We start from the raw sequence: 15,224 nt of genomic DNA, 5'->3' as shown, positions 1-15,224 counted from the left end.
AAGACATCGCGCCCGAGGATATCCCCATGACCGTCATCCCCTTCGAGGCTCGCCGCTTCCGCTCGACGGCCGCCTATTACACCCGCTACCGCGTCCCCTATCCGGACGAGCTGATTGCCCGCGTCGCCGAGCGCGCCGGCCTGCAAACAGGCGAACGCCTGCTCGACCTCGGCTGCGGCCCCGGCCAACTCGGCATCGCCTTCGCCCGCATGACAGGCGCAAAGGTCACCGGCATCGATCCCGAACCGGAGATGCTGGAGACCGCACGCGCCGATGCCGACACGGCCGGTGTCGCCGTCGATTTCATCCAGGGCTCGTCCTATGATCTTGGCCCATCGCTTGCACCGCTGAAGATGACGGTCATGGGCCGCTCCTTCCACTGGATGGACCGCCCGGCGACGCTCAAGGCACTCGACGCCATCAGCGTTGAAGACGGCTGCGTCGTGCTCTTCGGCGACCGCCACATAGCCTCCACGCCCGATTGGCGCGCCGCCGTCAACGCGCTGTCGGAAACCTTCGCGCCGGAGCGCAACGCCGACCGCGAGCGCCGCAAGGGCCCGGATTGGATCGCCCACGAAACCGTCCTGCTGCAGTCGCCCTTTAGCCATCTTGAGCGGATCGGCATCGTCAGCGAGCGCCAGCTGACCGCGGACGACATCATCGGCCGCGCCTTCTCGACCTCGGTCACCTCGCCGGAAACGCTGGGGGACAAGGCTGAAGCCTTCGAAGCCGAACTGCGAGCAGCACTTGCAAGGTTATCGCCGGATGGCCGCTTCGCCGAGACGGTCGAGATCAGCGGGCTGATTGCCCGTCGCGGCTAGCTCTTAGCCGGCGAAAGAGCGTCGCGCGTCGTGAACAGGAAATTGTCGGACAGCTCCCGGCTCTCCACCGCGCGCGCCAGGATCACCGCACCCATCATCGCCGACAGCGTCATGAACCCCTTGGCGCGGCGTTCTTCCGCGCTGTCGCCGGGGACGATCTCGGAGAGCATATCGACCAGCGCCGACAGCCCGTCATTGAAGGTCGAGCGCACGGCACCCTGGCTGCGGCTCACCTCCTGCACCAGCGAGGCAAAGACGCAGCTGCCGCCGGGATCGTCGACGCTGCAACGCGAGAGATAATGATTGAGGAGCGCATCGAGCGGCGCGTCCGGCGCGCTTGTTATAATCTCGTTCCAGCGGACCTTCACCCGCTCGATCAACGCCCGGCTGACTTCGAGCGCCAGATTTTCCTTCGACTGGAAATGGCCGTAGAAGCCGCCATGGGTCAGCCCCGCGGCCTTCATGATCTCCGCCACACCTGTCGATTCGAACCCCTTCTCGCGAAACAGCACGCCCGCGACACCGAGGATCTTCTCCCGGTTTTCCGCGAATTTCTCCCGGCTGACGCGCATAGCAAGGCTCCTAAAAAACACCGCTTGACAATTTATATGACGCACATCATCAATAATCAACAATGATGATGGCCGTCATCTAAATATTTGTATTAGCCTTCCGGCAACCCCCGAACGGAACAGCCCCCATGGTCTCCACTGCACTTGCCTCCACGCTGGCGCGGCGCAACATCCACTACGGATGGGTCGTCGTCGCGGCCACCTTTCTCACCATGCTGGTCACCGCAGGCGCCATGGGCGCGCCGGGCGTGCTGATCAAGCCGCTGCAGGACGAGTTCGGCTGGGAGACCTCGCAGATCTCGTCGGCGCTCGCCGTCCGCCTGCTGCTCTTCGGCCTGATGGGCCCTTTCTCCGCCGCCTTCATGAATTATTTTGGCGTCCGCAAGGTCATCGTCTTCGCCATGATCCTGATCTCCAGCGGCTTTGTCGGCTCGCTGTTCATGACCGAAATCTGGCAGTTGCTGCTGCTCTGGGGCATCGTCGTCGGCCTCGGAACGGGCTTGACCGCCATGGTGCTCGCCGCCACCGTCTCGGCCCGCTGGTTCACCAAGCATCGCGGCCTCGTCGTCGGCATGCTGTCGGCGAGCTCGGCCACCGGCCAGCTGGTTTTCCTGCCCCTGATGGCGCAGCTGACGGAGAGCTACGGCTGGCGCGCCACGGTCTTCTTCGTCTGCGGCATGATCCTTTTTGCGGCGCTGGTCGTGCTCGCCTTCATGCGCGACCGCCCGTCGGATCTCAACCTCCCCTCCTTCGGCGAGGACCGCATCACCCCGCCGCCCGTACAGACCGGCGGCCTGCTCACCATGCTCGCCGCGCCGATCGTCGTCCTCAAGGAGGTCTCGAAGACCTCGACCTTCTGGATCCTGTTTGCCACCTTCTTCATCTGCGGCTTGAGCACCAACGGCCTGATCCAGACGCATTTCGTCACGCTCTGCGGCGATTTCGGCATCCTGCCGGTGGCCGCCGCCAGCGTGCTTGCCGTCATGGGCATCTTCGATTTCTTCGGCACGATCGGCTCTGGCTGGCTGTCGGATCGCTTCGACAATCGCTGGCTGCTCTTCTGGTATTACGGCCTACGCGGCCTCTCCCTGCTCTTCCTGCCGTTCAGCGATTTCTCCTTCTACGGCCTGTCGATCTTCGCCGTCTTCTATGGTCTCGACTGGATCGCCACCGTGCCGCCGACGGTCAAGCTCGCCGCCGAGCGCTTCGGCAAGGAAAAGGTCGGCATCGTCTTCGGCTGGGTCTTCACCGGCCACCAGCTGGGTGCGGCCACTGCTGCTTATGGTGCGGGCCTGTCGCGCACCGAGCTGCAGAGCTATCTGCCCGCCTTCTTCATCGCCGGCGCCTTCTGCCTGCTCGCCTCCATCCTGGCGATCACGATCAAGAAATCCGGCCTCACCACCCCGGCCGTCTCCGCCGCCCACTGAAGACACCCTTCCGGCCGAAACCATTCGGCCGGAAGCCCCACGAAATCAGCCCGATACCCGCATCCCCGTCTTGCGCCATCAGTCAAACGCATGCTAGACACCCGCCTCGTCGGTATCCGTTGCCCCATTGGCGGAATTGGTAGACGCGCTCGACTCAAAATCGAGTTTCGAAAGAAGTGCTGGTTCGACTCCGGCATGGGGCACCACTGGACTTCCCGTTACCGCGCGGCCTTTGCGTTTTACTATCATCTAAAGTTGAGAGCGGTCATCGCCCCGTTGCGTCGGACGCTCCCGAAAGCCACGCCGCCGACTCATGCCCCGACTATCGAAAAGCAGGCGCAAAAACGGTTCTCTCCAGCTTTCCGCCCGCCCATACATAGCTCAATTTAAATCAGCAGTTTAATTTCCCCCGCACATCGGTCAAAGTGCCGGCTCCCAAAAGGAGAACACATAAGCGTGCATCACGACGTCCCCCTCATTGCCACCATTGCCGTCAGTTTCGGGTTCGCGGCGATCCTTGGCTATCTTGCCGATCGCCTGCAGCTGCCGCCGCTGGTGGGCTATCTGCTGGCCGGGATATTGATGGGGCCGATCACGCCGGGTTTCGTGGCCGATACCGGGCTTGCGAGCCAGCTGGCCGAGATCGGGGTGATCCTCCTGATGTTCGGCGTCGGTTTGCATTTCTCGGCGCGTGACCTGCTTGCCGTGCGCGGCGTCGCCATTCCAGGCGCGATCGCGCAGATCCTGATCGCGACGCTACTTGGCGTCGGGCTGGCGGAGTGGTGGGGCTGGAGCCTCGGCGCCGGCATCGTCTTCGGTCTCAGCCTGTCGGTCGCGAGCACGGTCGTGCTCCTGAAGGCGCTGGAGGAGCGAAATCTGGTGAATGCCGCCAGCGGCCGCGTCGCCGTCGGCTGGCTGATCGTCGAGGATCTGGCCATGGTGCTGGCGCTGGTGCTTTTGCCTGCTTTGGCCGAGCTGCTCGGCGGCCACGCGCCATCAGGCGCGCATGGCGCCGCCATGCCGCTGCCGCTCACCATCGCGCTGACGCTTCTACAGGTCGGCGCCTTTGCAGCGATGGCGATCTTCCTCGGCCCCAAGGTCGTGCCTTGGCTGCTGATCCGCGTCGCCCGCACCGGCTCGCGTGAACTCTTCACGCTGACGGTCCTGGCGCTGGCGCTCGGCATCGCCTTCGGCTCGGCGCAGATTTTCGGCGTGTCCTTCGCGCTCGGCGCCTTCTTCGCCGGCGTGGTCATGAGCGAGTCCAGCCTCAGCCACCGCGCCGCCGCCGATTCCCTACCATTGCAGAATGCGTTTTCGGTGCTCTTCTTCGTGTCCGTCGGCATGCTGTTCGATCCGTCGATCATCGTGCGCCAGCCGCTCGGCGTTCTCTCCGCGCTGTTGCTCATCATCGTCGGCAAGGGGATCATCTCCTTCGTCGTCGTCACGCTGCTGCGCTATCCCATCGGCATGGGCCTGACGGTTGCGGGCGGGCTGGCTCAGATCGGCGAATTCTCGTTCATCCTGGCCGGCCTCGGCGTCACGCTCGGCCTGCTGCCGACCGACGGACAGGACATCATTCTCGCCAGCGCCATCATCTCGATCACGCTCAATCCCATCGTCTGCGCCGGGGCCGAAGCGCTGCATGGCTATATCCAGCGGCGCTGGCCGCAAAGCGCCCGCCATGGCCACGCCAATTTCGACCTGCTGAACGACGAGCTCGACAAGATCCGCGCCATCACCGAAGCGCGCGAACACCAGCACCAGCTGGAAATGCGCGAGCTCAGCGAAACCTTCCCGCTCTTCGCCAATGTCGACGAGAACTCGCAGGAGGAGCTGCTCCTGCTGTTCCGCCCGAAATCAGCGCTTCCCGGCGAGCGCGTCATGCGCAAGGGTGATCGCGGCGGCGGCATGTATTTCCTGTCGGCGGGCGCCGTTGAAGTGCAGCTGCCGGATGATGCGATAAGGCTGGAGCCCGGCGCCTTCTTCGGCGAGATGGCGCTTTTGAGCGGCGGACGCCGCAACGCCGATGTGGTCGCCGTCGATTTCTGCCATTTCTTCGTGCTGGAACGGCGCGATTTCAACATGTTCACCGCGAAACATCCGGCGCTGCGCCAGATGGTCAGCGAGATGGCGCGCGAGCGCACCGAGATGAATGTCATGCGCCAGAAGCGCGTCCCTTCATCAGGTGTCGCGTCCTGATCCCGCGATCACGGCACAATCCCCTCACACGATCACGAAGAGTTTTTTATCGCACTGCCGCATGACTGACACAGCAGCCATTTACAGGCCGATATCAGGCCCATAAAGCTCATGCACGCAACCTGAAAGGACCGGAATGCTTCGCAGATTGTACGACTGGACCATGTCGCTGGCATCCCGCAAATCGGCCGAAGTCTGGCTTGCCGTTATCGCCTTCGTCGAAAGCTCCGTCTTTCTCGTTCCGGCCGATGTCCTCTATCTGCCGATGGCGCTTGCCAAGCCCGAACGCGCCTATCGCTACGCGCTGGTGGCGACCGTCGCTTCCGTCCTCGGCGGCATCGCCGGCTGGGCGCTCGGCTATTACGCCTATGACACGATCGCCCACCCGGTGCTCGAATTCTACGGCAAGCTCGACGCCTTCGAGCAGATGCGAACCTACATCCACGACGAATGGGAAATCCTGCTGCTGTTGCTGGTGACCTCGGGTCTCGCGCATCTGCCACCGATCAAGATCGTCACCATTCTCGCCGGTGTCATTCACATGAACCTCGGCTTCTTCATCATCTCGGCGATCATCGCCCGTGGCGCGCGCTTCCTGTTTCTCGCCTGGCTGCTGCGTCGCTATGGCGAACCGATCCGCCACTTCATCGAAAAGCGCCTCGGCCAGATCACCGCAATCGTTGCCGGCGTGCTGATCGTGGCAGGCGTCGGCTACAAGCTGCTTGCCCACTGATTATCCGCTAACACCATAATCCCCATGCGCCATTTGCCCGGAGCCCCCGCATGACTTTCTCTGTCCGCCGTCCCACCTTCATCTATTCCATCGTGCTGGCGATCGGCATGGCCGTGGTCATCGGCTCCGCGCTCGGCTTCCAGTATATCGGCGGCTATATTCCCTGCGAGCTCTGCCTCATGCAGCGCCAGCCCTATTATTACGGCATCCCGCTGGTCATCATCGGCGCCATCACATCGGCGCTCGGCCTGCCCAACTGGATCGGCCGCACCTTCCTGCTCGCTGGTGGACTGCTGATGGTCGTCGGAGCCGGCATGGGCGTCTATCACGCCGGTGTCGAATGGCACTTCTGGGCCGGCCCCACCGCCTGCTCGACCAGCGCCAGCAGCATGACGCAGAACGCCGGTGATCTCCTAACCGAACTCAACACCATCAAGGGTCCCTCCTGCACGGAAGCCGCACTTCGCGTCGCTGGCCTGTCCATGGCTGGCTGGAACGTGATCGCAAGCCTGATCCTCGCCGCCTTCGCCTTTATCGGCGTGCGCAAGTCGGCCTGATCCATCGAAGCGTGAAGCAGTCCTGCCCGGAAACGGGCTGGACTGGGGATCAGGGCTGCAGTTCGCTATCCCAGTAGAGATAGTCGAGCCAGCTATCGTGCAGATAGTTCGGTGGGAAGAGCCGGCCATTGTTGTGCAGGTCCTGCACGGTCGGCTGGTAGGGCTTCTGGTGCGGGAACATGCCTGCCTGCTTCGGAAGCTTGCTGCCTTTCCTGAGATTGCAGGGAGAGCAGGCCGCCACGACATTCTGCCACGTCGTCTCGCCGCCATGGGCGCGCGGGATGACGTGATCGAAGGTCAGGTCGTTATGATCGCCGCAATACTGGCACTCGAACTTGTCGCGAAGGAACACGTTGAAGCGCGTGAAAGCCGGATTGCGCGAAGGCTGCACATAGGTTTTCAGGCAAACGACGCTCGGAAGCCGCATCGAATAGCTCGGCGAGGAGACCGAATGTTCGTATTCCGCGATGATATTCACACGGTCAAGGAAGACCGCCTTGATCGCGTCCTGCCAGGACCAGAGCGACAAGGGATAATAACTCAGCGGCCGATAGTCAGCGTTCAGAACGAGCGCTGGCAGGGCCTGAGGTGAAACAGCAATCGTCAAGGCACTCTCCTGATCGATTCGGCATCTGCACTCTTATATTAGGCCGGTTGTGACGGCATTGTGAAGTCCAATAAATTCAAGCCACACAATGGCATTTGTATGTGTTGCCGTTCAGCCGACCGGAACCAGGCCACGGCCCAGTTTAGCTGCATAATACGCCCAGAAAAGCCGCGCCGCCACCGATCTCCACGGTGCCCAGTCCGCTGCCAGTTTTGCCAGCTGTCGCGCCCCCGGCCGCACATCCAGGCCGAAGGCCGCCGCCACCGCATTCTGCAGCGCCACGTCGCCGGATGGAAAGACGTCGGCATGGCCGCCGCAAAACATCAGATAGACCTCCGCCGTCCATGGCCCGACGCCCTTCAGCGCCGTGAGCGCCGCCAACGCCTCCTCCGGCGGCAGGCCTGACAGAGCCTGCAGGTCGAGCCCGCCGGAGGCGACGGCCTCGGCGATCCGTGTCAGCGTCTCAGCCTTGGCCCGCGACAGGCCGACCTCGCGCCATGCCTCGGGGTGCAGGCCGGCATAGGCCTCGGCCGTCAGCACGGCATCATCAGGCCGCATCCGCCGCCAGATCGCCTCGGCACTCGCCCGCGACACCATCTGCGACACGATGATATGCGCCAGCCCCTCGAAGCCGGGTTCCCGCAATCTCAGCGGCAGCGGACCGGCATCGGCGGCGATCGAGACGAGACGCGGGTCGATGATGATGAGTTCGGCCAATCCCTGGGCCACGTCCCCGTCGTTGCGAATGATATGCACGCTTCCTCGCGATCTTCCAAAATACGTGGCAGAAGAAAGCATGATCGCGATTCCCCGTCAAAAGCCCGTCTTCCGTTTTGCCCCGAGCCCCAACGGCCCGCTGCATCTCGGCCATGCGCTCTCGGCCTTCCTGAACCGCGACATGGCCGACATCACCGATGGCCGCTTCCTGCTGCGCATCGAAGACATAGATCTCACCCGCTGCACACCCGAATTCGAAGCGGACATCTATACCGATCTCAAATGGCTCGGCATCGACTGGGAAGAGCCGGTGCGCCGGCAATCGGAGCATTTCGACGCCTATCAAGCGGCATTGATCGACCTGATCGACCGCGGCCTCGCCTACCCCGCCTTCCTCACCCGTGGCGAGGTCAAGGCCAGGGTCGCGGCATCCGAGGCAAAAGGTATCGCATGGCCGCGCGATCCCGATGGCTCGCCGCTTTACCCCACGGATGATCGCGACCGCCCCTTATGCGAGCGGCAGACGATGCTGTCCTCGGGCCTCAAACACGCCTGGCGGTTGGACATGGCAAAGGCGCTGGAGACGGTCGGCGAACCGCTCTCCTGGCAGGAGACTGGAGACGCCGAACAGGGCTTGATCCCTGCCGACCCTTCATCCTGGGGCGATGTCGTGCTCTCGCGCTCGGATGCGCCGTCGAGCTATCATCTTTCCGTGGTGGTCGACGACGCGCGGCAAGCGGTCACCCATGTCGTGCGCGGCCTCGATCTCTTCCACGCGACCTCGGTGCATCGCGTCCTGCAGACGCTGCTCGATCTTCCGGCACCCAGCTATCACCACCATCGCCTCGTCACCGACGCGGCCGGCCGAAAGCTCTCGAAAAGCAGCGGTGATACCGGCCTCTCAGAGCTACGAGCCCGAGGCGTCCCGGCGCACGATATTCGCCACCTCGTCGGGCTTTGACGGCTTCTGGCCCTGGCCGCTCAGGAAGTTGTGCGAAAAGATCGCCCGCACCCGGAATTTCAGCAGTGCGGCGTTGAGCTCGGCGCCTATGATGAAGATCACCCCGATCATGTAGAGAAAGATCAGCACGATCATCACCGAAGCCAGCCCCGCATAGGTGGCGGCGTAGTTGGCGAAGGTCGCGAGATAATAGGCGAAGATCAGTGCGCCGATGAACCACAGGATCAGCGTCAGAAGCACGCCCGGCACGACATCGAAAACCCTGCGTCGTCCGGCCGGAAGCCACAGATGAACGACCAGAAGACCGACCGTCAGCACGAACAGCGTGCCGTAGATACGCCAGTTGAAGACGATGTCGAGCGTGTCGGCAAACAGCGGAAACCACTGCCGGGCATAATCGAGCGCCAGCGGCACAGCCACGAGCAGGATGCTGATCGCCGCGAAGATCGTCACCGCGATCATCACGAAGCCGAGGCTGGCGAGACGGGTGAAGTACCAGGGCCGCGTTTCCTGCACGCGGTAGGCGCGGTTAAGGGATATGCGAAGCGCCTCGACTCCGTTGGAGGCGAAGTAGGCGGCCGCCAGCACCGAGATCGTCAACAGCCCGCCGCGCGGCACGGTCAAGACCAGCAGCACCTGGTCGGCGAGCGGCTTGGCGATCGCCTCCGGCCAGGTGTCGAAGACGAGATGCACGGCGGTCATCGAGAACTGGTCGGCGCCGAGGAAATTGGCAAGCGCGGTGCCGAAAATCAGGAAGGGGAAGACGGCGAGGAGCGTGGAAAGCGCGACATGGCTTGCCATGGCGAAGCCGTCATCTTCAAGGAAATGCCAGATCGCATCGTAAAGCACATCATACAAGATGCGAAAAAGTTTCAGCATTCCGGCTCCCGGCATTCCTCATTGTGTCGCCCGATCGAATATGGGAAACGAGTCCTAGTTTGTACAGGAATCATTCCATGTCGGATCAACGCACTATCATCATTACCGGATGTTCGTCCGGGATCGGTGCTTATTGTGCCCGTGCGTTGAAGGCCGACGGCTGGCGCGTCCTTGCGACCGTCAGAAAGTTCGACGATCTGGCGCCGCTTCAGGCCGACGGCATCGAAGCCTTCCGCATGGATTACACCAGCAGCGATTCGATCGCCGATTTCGTCCGCGAGGTCACGGAGCTCGGCGGCGGACGCATCGACGCGCTCTTCAACAACGGCGCTTATGGCCAGCCGGGCGCCGTCGAGGACCTGACGACGGACGTGCTGCGCGAGCAGTTCGAGACCAACTTCTTCGGCTGGCACGAGCTGACGCGGCAGATCATTCCCCTGATGCGCAAGCGCGGCCGCGGCCGCATCGTCCAGTGCTCGTCGATTCTGGGCGTCGTTCCCTACCGCTATCGCGGCGCCTATACCGCGTCGAAATTCGCGCTCGAGGGCTTGAGCATTACGCTCCGCATGGAGCTTGAAGGCAGCGGCATTCACGTCAGCCTCATCGAGCCCGGCCCGATCGCCTCGCGCTTCGTCGCCAATTCGCTCGCGAAAATCAACGAGCACATCGATGTCAGGGGCTCGGCGCATGCCGTGGATTACCGCCGCCAGCTGGCAAGGCTCGATGGCTCCGGCCCGGCCAACCGCCACAAGCTCGGCCCCGAGGCCGTCTATGATGTCCTGAAGCACGCATTGAACGCCCCGCGCCCGCGACCACATTACCCAGTGACGCGGCCGGCCAAGCAGGGCATGTTCTTGAAAAAGCTCTTGCCCGCGGACCTCTTCTACCGGCTGCTGCGCAGGTTCGATTGAGGAGGAGGAAACCCAATGTCTACTGTCGTCTACGTTCTCGCCATCATCGTGATGGGCCTTGTCGCCATCGTTCTGATCCGCGGCCTGTTCAACATGATGAAGGGCGGCGACGCCAATCTGTCCAACAAGCTGATGCAGCTGCGCGTGCTGTTGCAGGCCGTCGCCGTGCTCCTGATCATGCTGACGCTGTGGCTAACCGGCGGCGGTCGCCCCAGCTGATCACCCCACCGAGGAGGAGATGAAGCCATGGTCAAGCTCAACAAGATCTACACCAAGACGGGCGACGACGGCACGACCGGGCTGGTCGCCGGCCCGCGCCGGCTGAAGGACGATCTGCGCGTCGAGGCCTTCGGCACCATCGACGAGGCCAATTCGGCGATCGGCATCGCCAGGCTTCACATGCAGGGCATGCCCGATCTCGATGCAATGCTGATGTCGATCCAGAACGATCTCTTCGATCTCGGCGCCGATCTCGCCACGCCCGACACCGGCACGCCGCCGGAATACGAGCCGCTGCGCATCGTCGAAAGCCAGGTGACGCGCATCGAAAACGACATCGACAGACTGAACGCCGATCTGCAGCCGCTCAAATCCTTCGTGCTGCCGGGCGGCCACTCCGCCGCCGCCCACCTGCATCTGGCGCGCACGATCACCCGCCGTGCCGAACGGCTGATGGTGACGCTGTCGCGCAGCGAGGGAGAGATCGTCAGCACCGCCGCACTGAAATACGTCAATCGCCTCTCCGATTTCCTCTTCGTCGCCGCCCGACATGCCAATGATCGCGGTCATGCGGATGTGCTTTGGGTTCCCGGAAAAAACCGCTAGGCTTGACTGATATCAAGCAACTGGACCGCCGGCCCATATGTTCATACCGCTGCACGATGCCAACACGCTGAAGCATATCAAGCTGCAATGGGTGACGATGGGGCTGATCGCGATCAACATCGTCGTCTGGCTGTTTACCGGCGTCATCGCCACGGAATCGGTAGCACAGGCGGCCTTCGTCGGCCTCGGCTATATCCCGGCCGTCGCCTTCCACTACGCCCATCTCGAACCGGCGCTCGCAATCACGCCCGAGCCGCTGACCTATATCAGCTACGCCTTCGTCCATTCCGGCTTCTGGCACCTCGCCTCCAACATGCTCTTCCTCTGGGTCTTCGGCGACAATGTCGAGGATGCGATGGGCCATCTGCGCTTCCTCGCCTTCTATCTCCTTTGCGCCATATCGGGCGCGCTGGTGCACGGCCTGATCGGCATGACCTCGCAGGCGCCGCTGATCGGCGCGTCCGGCGCCATATCGGGTGTCGTCGCGGCCTATCTGATGCTGCACCCGCGCGTGAAGGTGTGGGTGCTGGTCTTCATGCGCGTGCCGCTGCCGCTTCCAGCCTTCGTGCCGCTGATCCTCTGGACCGGCCAGCAATTCGTCATGCTGGCGCTCGAGCCTGACGGTAACGTCTCCTGGGGCGCCCATGTCGGCGGCATTATCGCTGGCGCTCTGCTGGTGCTCGTCATGCGCCGGCGCGGGGTGCCGCTCTTCGACAGCGAGGTGGTGACACCCAAGGCCGTGCGCGACCGGCCAACGCCCAATCCCGCCATGATCACTGTCCCCGGCCAGCCACCGCGCCCGCGCTTGCCGTGGGACAAATGAAGCCGAAAATATTGACGTGAACGTAAAGGTAATATAATCCCCATGGAATTTGCCTGTCTGCGTCATGGAAGCGTTGTCTTTGGAGGAAAAACGCGTATCCATGTCGCCATTCGACAATCGGAGCAGCGCGGAAACGCGCATTTTCTTGGCGAAAGAGTTGAAGGAAGGACCACATGAAGATTCTCGTCCCAGTAAAGCGGGTGGTTGATTACAACGTGAAGATCCGCGTGAAGCCGGATGGCACGGGCGTCGAACTGGCCAACATCAAGATGTCGATGAACCCCTTCGACGAAATCTCGGTGGAAGAGGCGCTTCGCCTGAAGGAAGCCGGCAAGGCCGAGGAAGTGATCGTGGTCTCGATCGGTCCGGCGAAGGCCGAAGAAACGCTGCGCACCGCGCTCGCCATGGGTGCCGACCGCGCCATTCTGGTCGAGACCGACGATGCTGTCGAGCCGCTCGCCGTCGCCAAGATCCTGAAGGGCGTCGCCGACGCCGAACAGCCGGGCCTCATCATCGTCGGCAAGCAGGCGATCGATGACGATTCGAACCAGACCGGCCAGATGCTGGCGGCGCTGCTCGGCACCGCGCAGGCCACCTTCGCCTCGAAGATCGAGATCGGCGACAATAAGGCGACCGTGACCCGCGAAGTCGACGGCGGCCTGCAGACGATCGAGGTCAAGCTCCCCGCCGTGGTCACAACCGACCTGCGCCTCAACGAGCCGCGCTACGCTTCGCTGCCCAACATCATGAAGGCGAAGAAGAAGCCGCTCGACAAGAAGACGCCCGCCGATTTCGGCGTTTCCACCGCACTGAGGCTCAAGGTGCTGAAGACCGAGGAGCCCTCCGGCCGCAAGGCAGGCGTCAAGGTCGCATCGGTTTCTGAGCTCGTCGAAAAGCTCAAGTCCGCTGGCGTCCTCTAAGGTTCGAGAAAGGAGATATCACCATGGCCATTCTTCTTCTGGCTGATCACGACAACGCAACCCTTTCCGACCAGACCGCCAAGACGCTCGCGGCAGCCGCCAAGATCGCCAAGGATCAGGGGGGCGACGTGCATGTGCTGGTCGCCGGCAAGGGCGCCAAGCCCGCGGCCGATGCCGCCGCCAAGCTGTCGGGCGTCTCCAAGGTTCTGCTCGCCGAAAGCGACGAGCTCGCCAACAATCTGGCCGAGCCACTGGCCGACCTGATCGTTTCGCTGGCAGCAAGCTACGACACCATCATCTCGGCCGCCACCTCGGTCGGCAAGAACGTCCTGCCGCGCGTAGCCGCCCTGCTCGACGTCGCCCAGGTCTCAGAGATCATCGAAGTCGTCTCGGCAGACACCTTCAAGCGCCCGATCTATGCCGGCAACGCCATCCAGACGGTGCAGTCGACCGACGCCAAGAAGGTCATCACCGTCCGCACCGCGTCCTTCGCCGCTGCCCCTGAGGGCGGTTCGGCTTCGGTCGAGGCGATCCCCGCCGTTTCCGATCCGGGTCTCTCGACCTTCGTCAAGGATGCGCTGTCGACCTCCGACCGTCCGGAACTGACCTCGGCCAAGATCATCATCTCCGGCGGCCGCGCGCTGGGTTCCTCGGAGAAGTTCCAGGAAGTCATCCTGCCGGTTGCCGACAAGCTCGGTGCTGCCGTCGGTGCCTCGCGCGCCGCCGTCGATGCCGGCTATGCCCCGAACGACTGGCAGGTTGGCCAGACCGGCAAGGTCGTTGCACCCGATCTCTACATCGCCTGCGGCATCTCCGGCGCCATCCAGCATCTGGCCGGCATGAAGGATTCGAAGGTCATCGTCGCGATCAACAAGGACGAGGAAGCACCGATCTTCCAGGTCGCCGATTTCGGCCTCGTCGCCGATCTCTTCGACGCCCTGCCCGAGCTGCAGAAGGCTCTCTAAGTCATTGGGTGCCCGGTTTCGCATGCGGCGCCGGGCTTCCATCATCGCGTGTCATCTTTCGCACATGCGAGCGACTGGAAAATTATCTTTTTAGGGGCTACTACTGCTGCCGGGCGATCATTCGTCCGGCAGTTTTGTTGAATAGGTACGGCAATCGCGGGGGCGAAGGCCGAGCAGGGGTGTGGAGATGACTGCGGTGTTCAAGACAATCGGAATTATCGGCGCGGGCCAGATGGGTTGCGGCATCGCGCAGGTTTCGGCTAGCGCAGGCTACAAGGTCCACATCTACGATCTCACCCAGGATCGCATCGAGCGCGGCCTCGCCACCATCAACGGCAACCTCGCCCGCCATGTCACCAGCGGCAAGATGACCGACGAGGAGCGCTCGAGCACGCTCTCGTTGATATCGGGCTCCGCAGACATCAACGACCTCGCCTCCTCCGATCTCGTCATCGAGGCCGCGACCGAGGACGAGAGCGTCAAGCGCAAGATCTACGCCACGGTCTGTCCGGTCCTGAAGCCGGAAGCGATCATCGCCACCAACACATCTTCTCTCTCGATCACCCGCCTGGCGTCCGCCACCGACCGCCCCGAGCGCTTCATGGGCATCCACTTCATGAACCCGGTGCCTGTCATGAAGCTGGTGGAACTGGTACGCGGGATCGCCACCGAAGAGACCACCTTCAAGAAGGCCCGCGAATTCGTGGCCTCACTCGAAAAGACCGTCACGGTCGCCGAGGACTTCCCGGCCTTCATCGTCAACCGCATCCTGCTGCCGATGATCAACGAGGCGATCTACACGCTCTACGAAGGCGTCGGCACCGTCGATGCCATCGACACCGCCATGAAACTCGGCGCCAACCACCCCATGGGCCCGCTGCAACTCGCCGACTTCATCGGCCTCGACACCTGCCTGTCGATCATGCAGGTGCTGCATGACGGCCTGGCGGACAGCAAGTACCGCCCCTGCCCGTTGCTGGTGAAATATGTTGAGGCCGGCTGGCTTGGGCGCAAGTCGGGCCGTGGGTTCTATGATTATCGTGGTGAGGTTCCGGTTCCGACGCGGTAGGGTTTGCTCCGAGCCCGGAGCCCCCTCATCCGCCTGCCGGCACCTTCTCCCCGTTGGGGAGAAGAGACTCGCGGCACTCGCTCGCCTCAAAATTCAGCGAACTTCTTAAGCCAAAACGCTCAAGTAGGGCAAAACGCCCGCGCCCAGCCCCTTCTCCCCAACGGGAGCCGTTGCAAAATCTCACCGTTGTGATTCTCTGTCTTAGCGATGAGCGGAGATGATGCGATGTCGGTTCGGG

The 15,224-nt window shown here is 62.9% G+C and carries 17 protein-coding genes and 1 tRNA gene; 14 read left to right on the top strand and 4 right to left on the bottom strand.

From position 1 onward, the window contains the following. The first annotated feature begins 26 nt into the window (after positions 1 to 26). Positions 27 to 821, top strand: a complete 795-nt coding sequence (locus ACCD05_RS18925; protein ID WP_413394605.1) for a methyltransferase domain-containing protein — start codon at positions 27 to 29, stop codon at positions 819 to 821. Here the strand turns inward: ACCD05_RS18925 and ACCD05_RS18920 are convergent. Then, on the bottom strand, positions 818 to 1,393 hold the full coding sequence (locus tag ACCD05_RS18920) for a TetR/AcrR family transcriptional regulator (RefSeq protein WP_413394603.1): 576 nt from the start codon (positions 1,391 to 1,393) through the stop codon (positions 818 to 820). The two genes, ACCD05_RS18925 and ACCD05_RS18920, sit on opposite strands and share 4 nt — an antisense overlap. A 128-nt stretch (positions 1,394 to 1,521) precedes the next feature. Here ACCD05_RS18920 and ACCD05_RS18915 point away from each other — a divergent pair, with 128 nt between their 5' ends. The 5 genes from ACCD05_RS18915 (at position 1,522) to ACCD05_RS18895 (ending at position 6,309) form a co-directional block, all read left to right on the top strand. Next, positions 1,522 to 2,820: an MFS transporter gene (locus tag ACCD05_RS18915; RefSeq protein ID WP_413394601.1), complete on the top strand. Its 1,299-nt coding sequence runs from the start codon at positions 1,522 to 1,524 to the stop codon at positions 2,818 to 2,820. Between the two features lie 121 nt (positions 2,821 to 2,941). After that, positions 2,942 to 3,026 (top strand) — tRNA-Leu (locus ACCD05_RS18910). Positions 3,027 to 3,276: 250 nt separating this feature from the next. After that, complete coding sequence (locus ACCD05_RS18905) at positions 3,277 to 5,019, top strand: cation:proton antiporter (protein ID WP_413394599.1); 1,743 nt, start codon at positions 3,277 to 3,279, stop codon at positions 5,017 to 5,019. A gap of 136 nt (positions 5,020 to 5,155) precedes the next feature. After that, positions 5,156 to 5,752 carry a YqaA family protein gene (locus ACCD05_RS18900; RefSeq protein ID WP_413394597.1) on the top strand — a complete coding sequence of 199 codons (597 nt, stop codon included), beginning with the start codon at positions 5,156 to 5,158 and terminating at the stop codon, positions 5,750 to 5,752. Positions 5,753 to 5,802: 50 nt separating this feature from the next. After that, positions 5,803 to 6,309 carry a disulfide bond formation protein B gene (locus ACCD05_RS18895; protein WP_111565122.1) on the top strand — a complete coding sequence of 169 codons (507 nt, stop codon included), beginning with the start codon at positions 5,803 to 5,805 and terminating at the stop codon, positions 6,307 to 6,309. 49 nt (positions 6,310 to 6,358) lie between these two features. On the opposite strand, the gene ACCD05_RS18890 is transcribed toward ACCD05_RS18895, so the two are convergent. Together ACCD05_RS18890 and ACCD05_RS18885 are read right to left on the bottom strand one after the other, a co-directional pair. Continuing rightward, positions 6,359 to 6,916: an HNH endonuclease gene (locus tag ACCD05_RS18890; protein WP_018901511.1), complete on the bottom strand. Its 558-nt coding sequence runs from the start codon at positions 6,914 to 6,916 to the stop codon at positions 6,359 to 6,361. A 111-nt stretch (positions 6,917 to 7,027) separates the two neighbouring features. After that, the gene (locus ACCD05_RS18885; protein ID WP_413394595.1) at positions 7,028 to 7,714 is read right to left on the bottom strand and encodes a DNA-3-methyladenine glycosylase family protein; all 687 of its coding nucleotides are present in this window, start codon (positions 7,712 to 7,714) and stop codon (positions 7,028 to 7,030) included. Here ACCD05_RS18885 and gluQRS point away from each other — a divergent pair. Then, positions 7,713 to 8,594, top strand: coding sequence for a tRNA glutamyl-Q(34) synthetase GluQRS (gluQRS, locus tag ACCD05_RS18880; RefSeq protein ID WP_413394593.1), 882 nt, complete (start codon positions 7,713 to 7,715; stop codon positions 8,592 to 8,594). The genes ACCD05_RS18885 and gluQRS overlap by 2 nt on opposite strands. On the opposite strand, the gene ACCD05_RS18875 is transcribed toward gluQRS, so the two are convergent. After that, positions 8,541 to 9,473 carry a YihY/virulence factor BrkB family protein gene (locus ACCD05_RS18875; protein WP_018901508.1) on the bottom strand — a complete coding sequence of 311 codons (933 nt, stop codon included), beginning with the start codon at positions 9,471 to 9,473 and terminating at the stop codon, positions 8,541 to 8,543. The genes gluQRS and ACCD05_RS18875 overlap by 54 nt on opposite strands. A 77-nt stretch (positions 9,474 to 9,550) precedes the next feature. On the opposite strand from ACCD05_RS18875, the gene ACCD05_RS18870 reads away from it, so the two are divergent. From ACCD05_RS18870 to ACCD05_RS18840, 7 genes are all read left to right on the top strand, one after another. Next, positions 9,551 to 10,384 carry an SDR family oxidoreductase gene (locus tag ACCD05_RS18870; RefSeq protein ID WP_413394590.1) on the top strand — a complete coding sequence of 278 codons (834 nt, stop codon included), beginning with the start codon at positions 9,551 to 9,553 and terminating at the stop codon, positions 10,382 to 10,384. 15 nt (positions 10,385 to 10,399) lie between these two features. Continuing rightward, complete coding sequence (locus ACCD05_RS18865; RefSeq protein WP_018901506.1) at positions 10,400 to 10,603, top strand: twin transmembrane helix small protein; 204 nt, start codon at positions 10,400 to 10,402, stop codon at positions 10,601 to 10,603. 27 nt (positions 10,604 to 10,630) lie between these two features. Continuing rightward, on the top strand, positions 10,631 to 11,209 hold the full coding sequence (locus ACCD05_RS18860; protein WP_413394588.1) for a cob(I)yrinic acid a,c-diamide adenosyltransferase: 579 nt from the start codon (positions 10,631 to 10,633) through the stop codon (positions 11,207 to 11,209). A gap of 37 nt (positions 11,210 to 11,246) precedes the next feature. Then, positions 11,247 to 12,032 (top strand): rhomboid family intramembrane serine protease, encoded by a 786-nt coding sequence (locus ACCD05_RS18855; RefSeq protein ID WP_413394586.1) that lies wholly within the window; start codon positions 11,247 to 11,249, stop codon positions 12,030 to 12,032. 173 nt (positions 12,033 to 12,205) lie between these two features. Then, complete coding sequence (locus ACCD05_RS18850) at positions 12,206 to 12,952, top strand: electron transfer flavoprotein subunit beta/FixA family protein (protein ID WP_413394585.1); 747 nt, start codon at positions 12,206 to 12,208, stop codon at positions 12,950 to 12,952. Positions 12,953 to 12,975: 23 nt separating this feature from the next. Next, on the top strand, positions 12,976 to 13,917 hold the full coding sequence (locus ACCD05_RS18845) for an electron transfer flavoprotein subunit alpha/FixB family protein (RefSeq protein WP_413394583.1): 942 nt from the start codon (positions 12,976 to 12,978) through the stop codon (positions 13,915 to 13,917). A 187-nt stretch (positions 13,918 to 14,104) separates the two neighbouring features. Beyond that, positions 14,105 to 14,986 (top strand): 3-hydroxybutyryl-CoA dehydrogenase, encoded by an 882-nt coding sequence (locus ACCD05_RS18840; RefSeq protein ID WP_026283550.1) that lies wholly within the window; start codon positions 14,105 to 14,107, stop codon positions 14,984 to 14,986. Positions 14,987 to 15,224 lie beyond the last annotated feature (238 nt).

The organism is Rhizobium sp. Rhizsp42 (genome assembly GCF_047304155.1).
Classification (GTDB): Bacteria; Pseudomonadota; Alphaproteobacteria; order Rhizobiales; family Rhizobiaceae; genus Rhizobium.
This window is presented reverse-complemented; position numbering and strand designations above follow the sequence as displayed.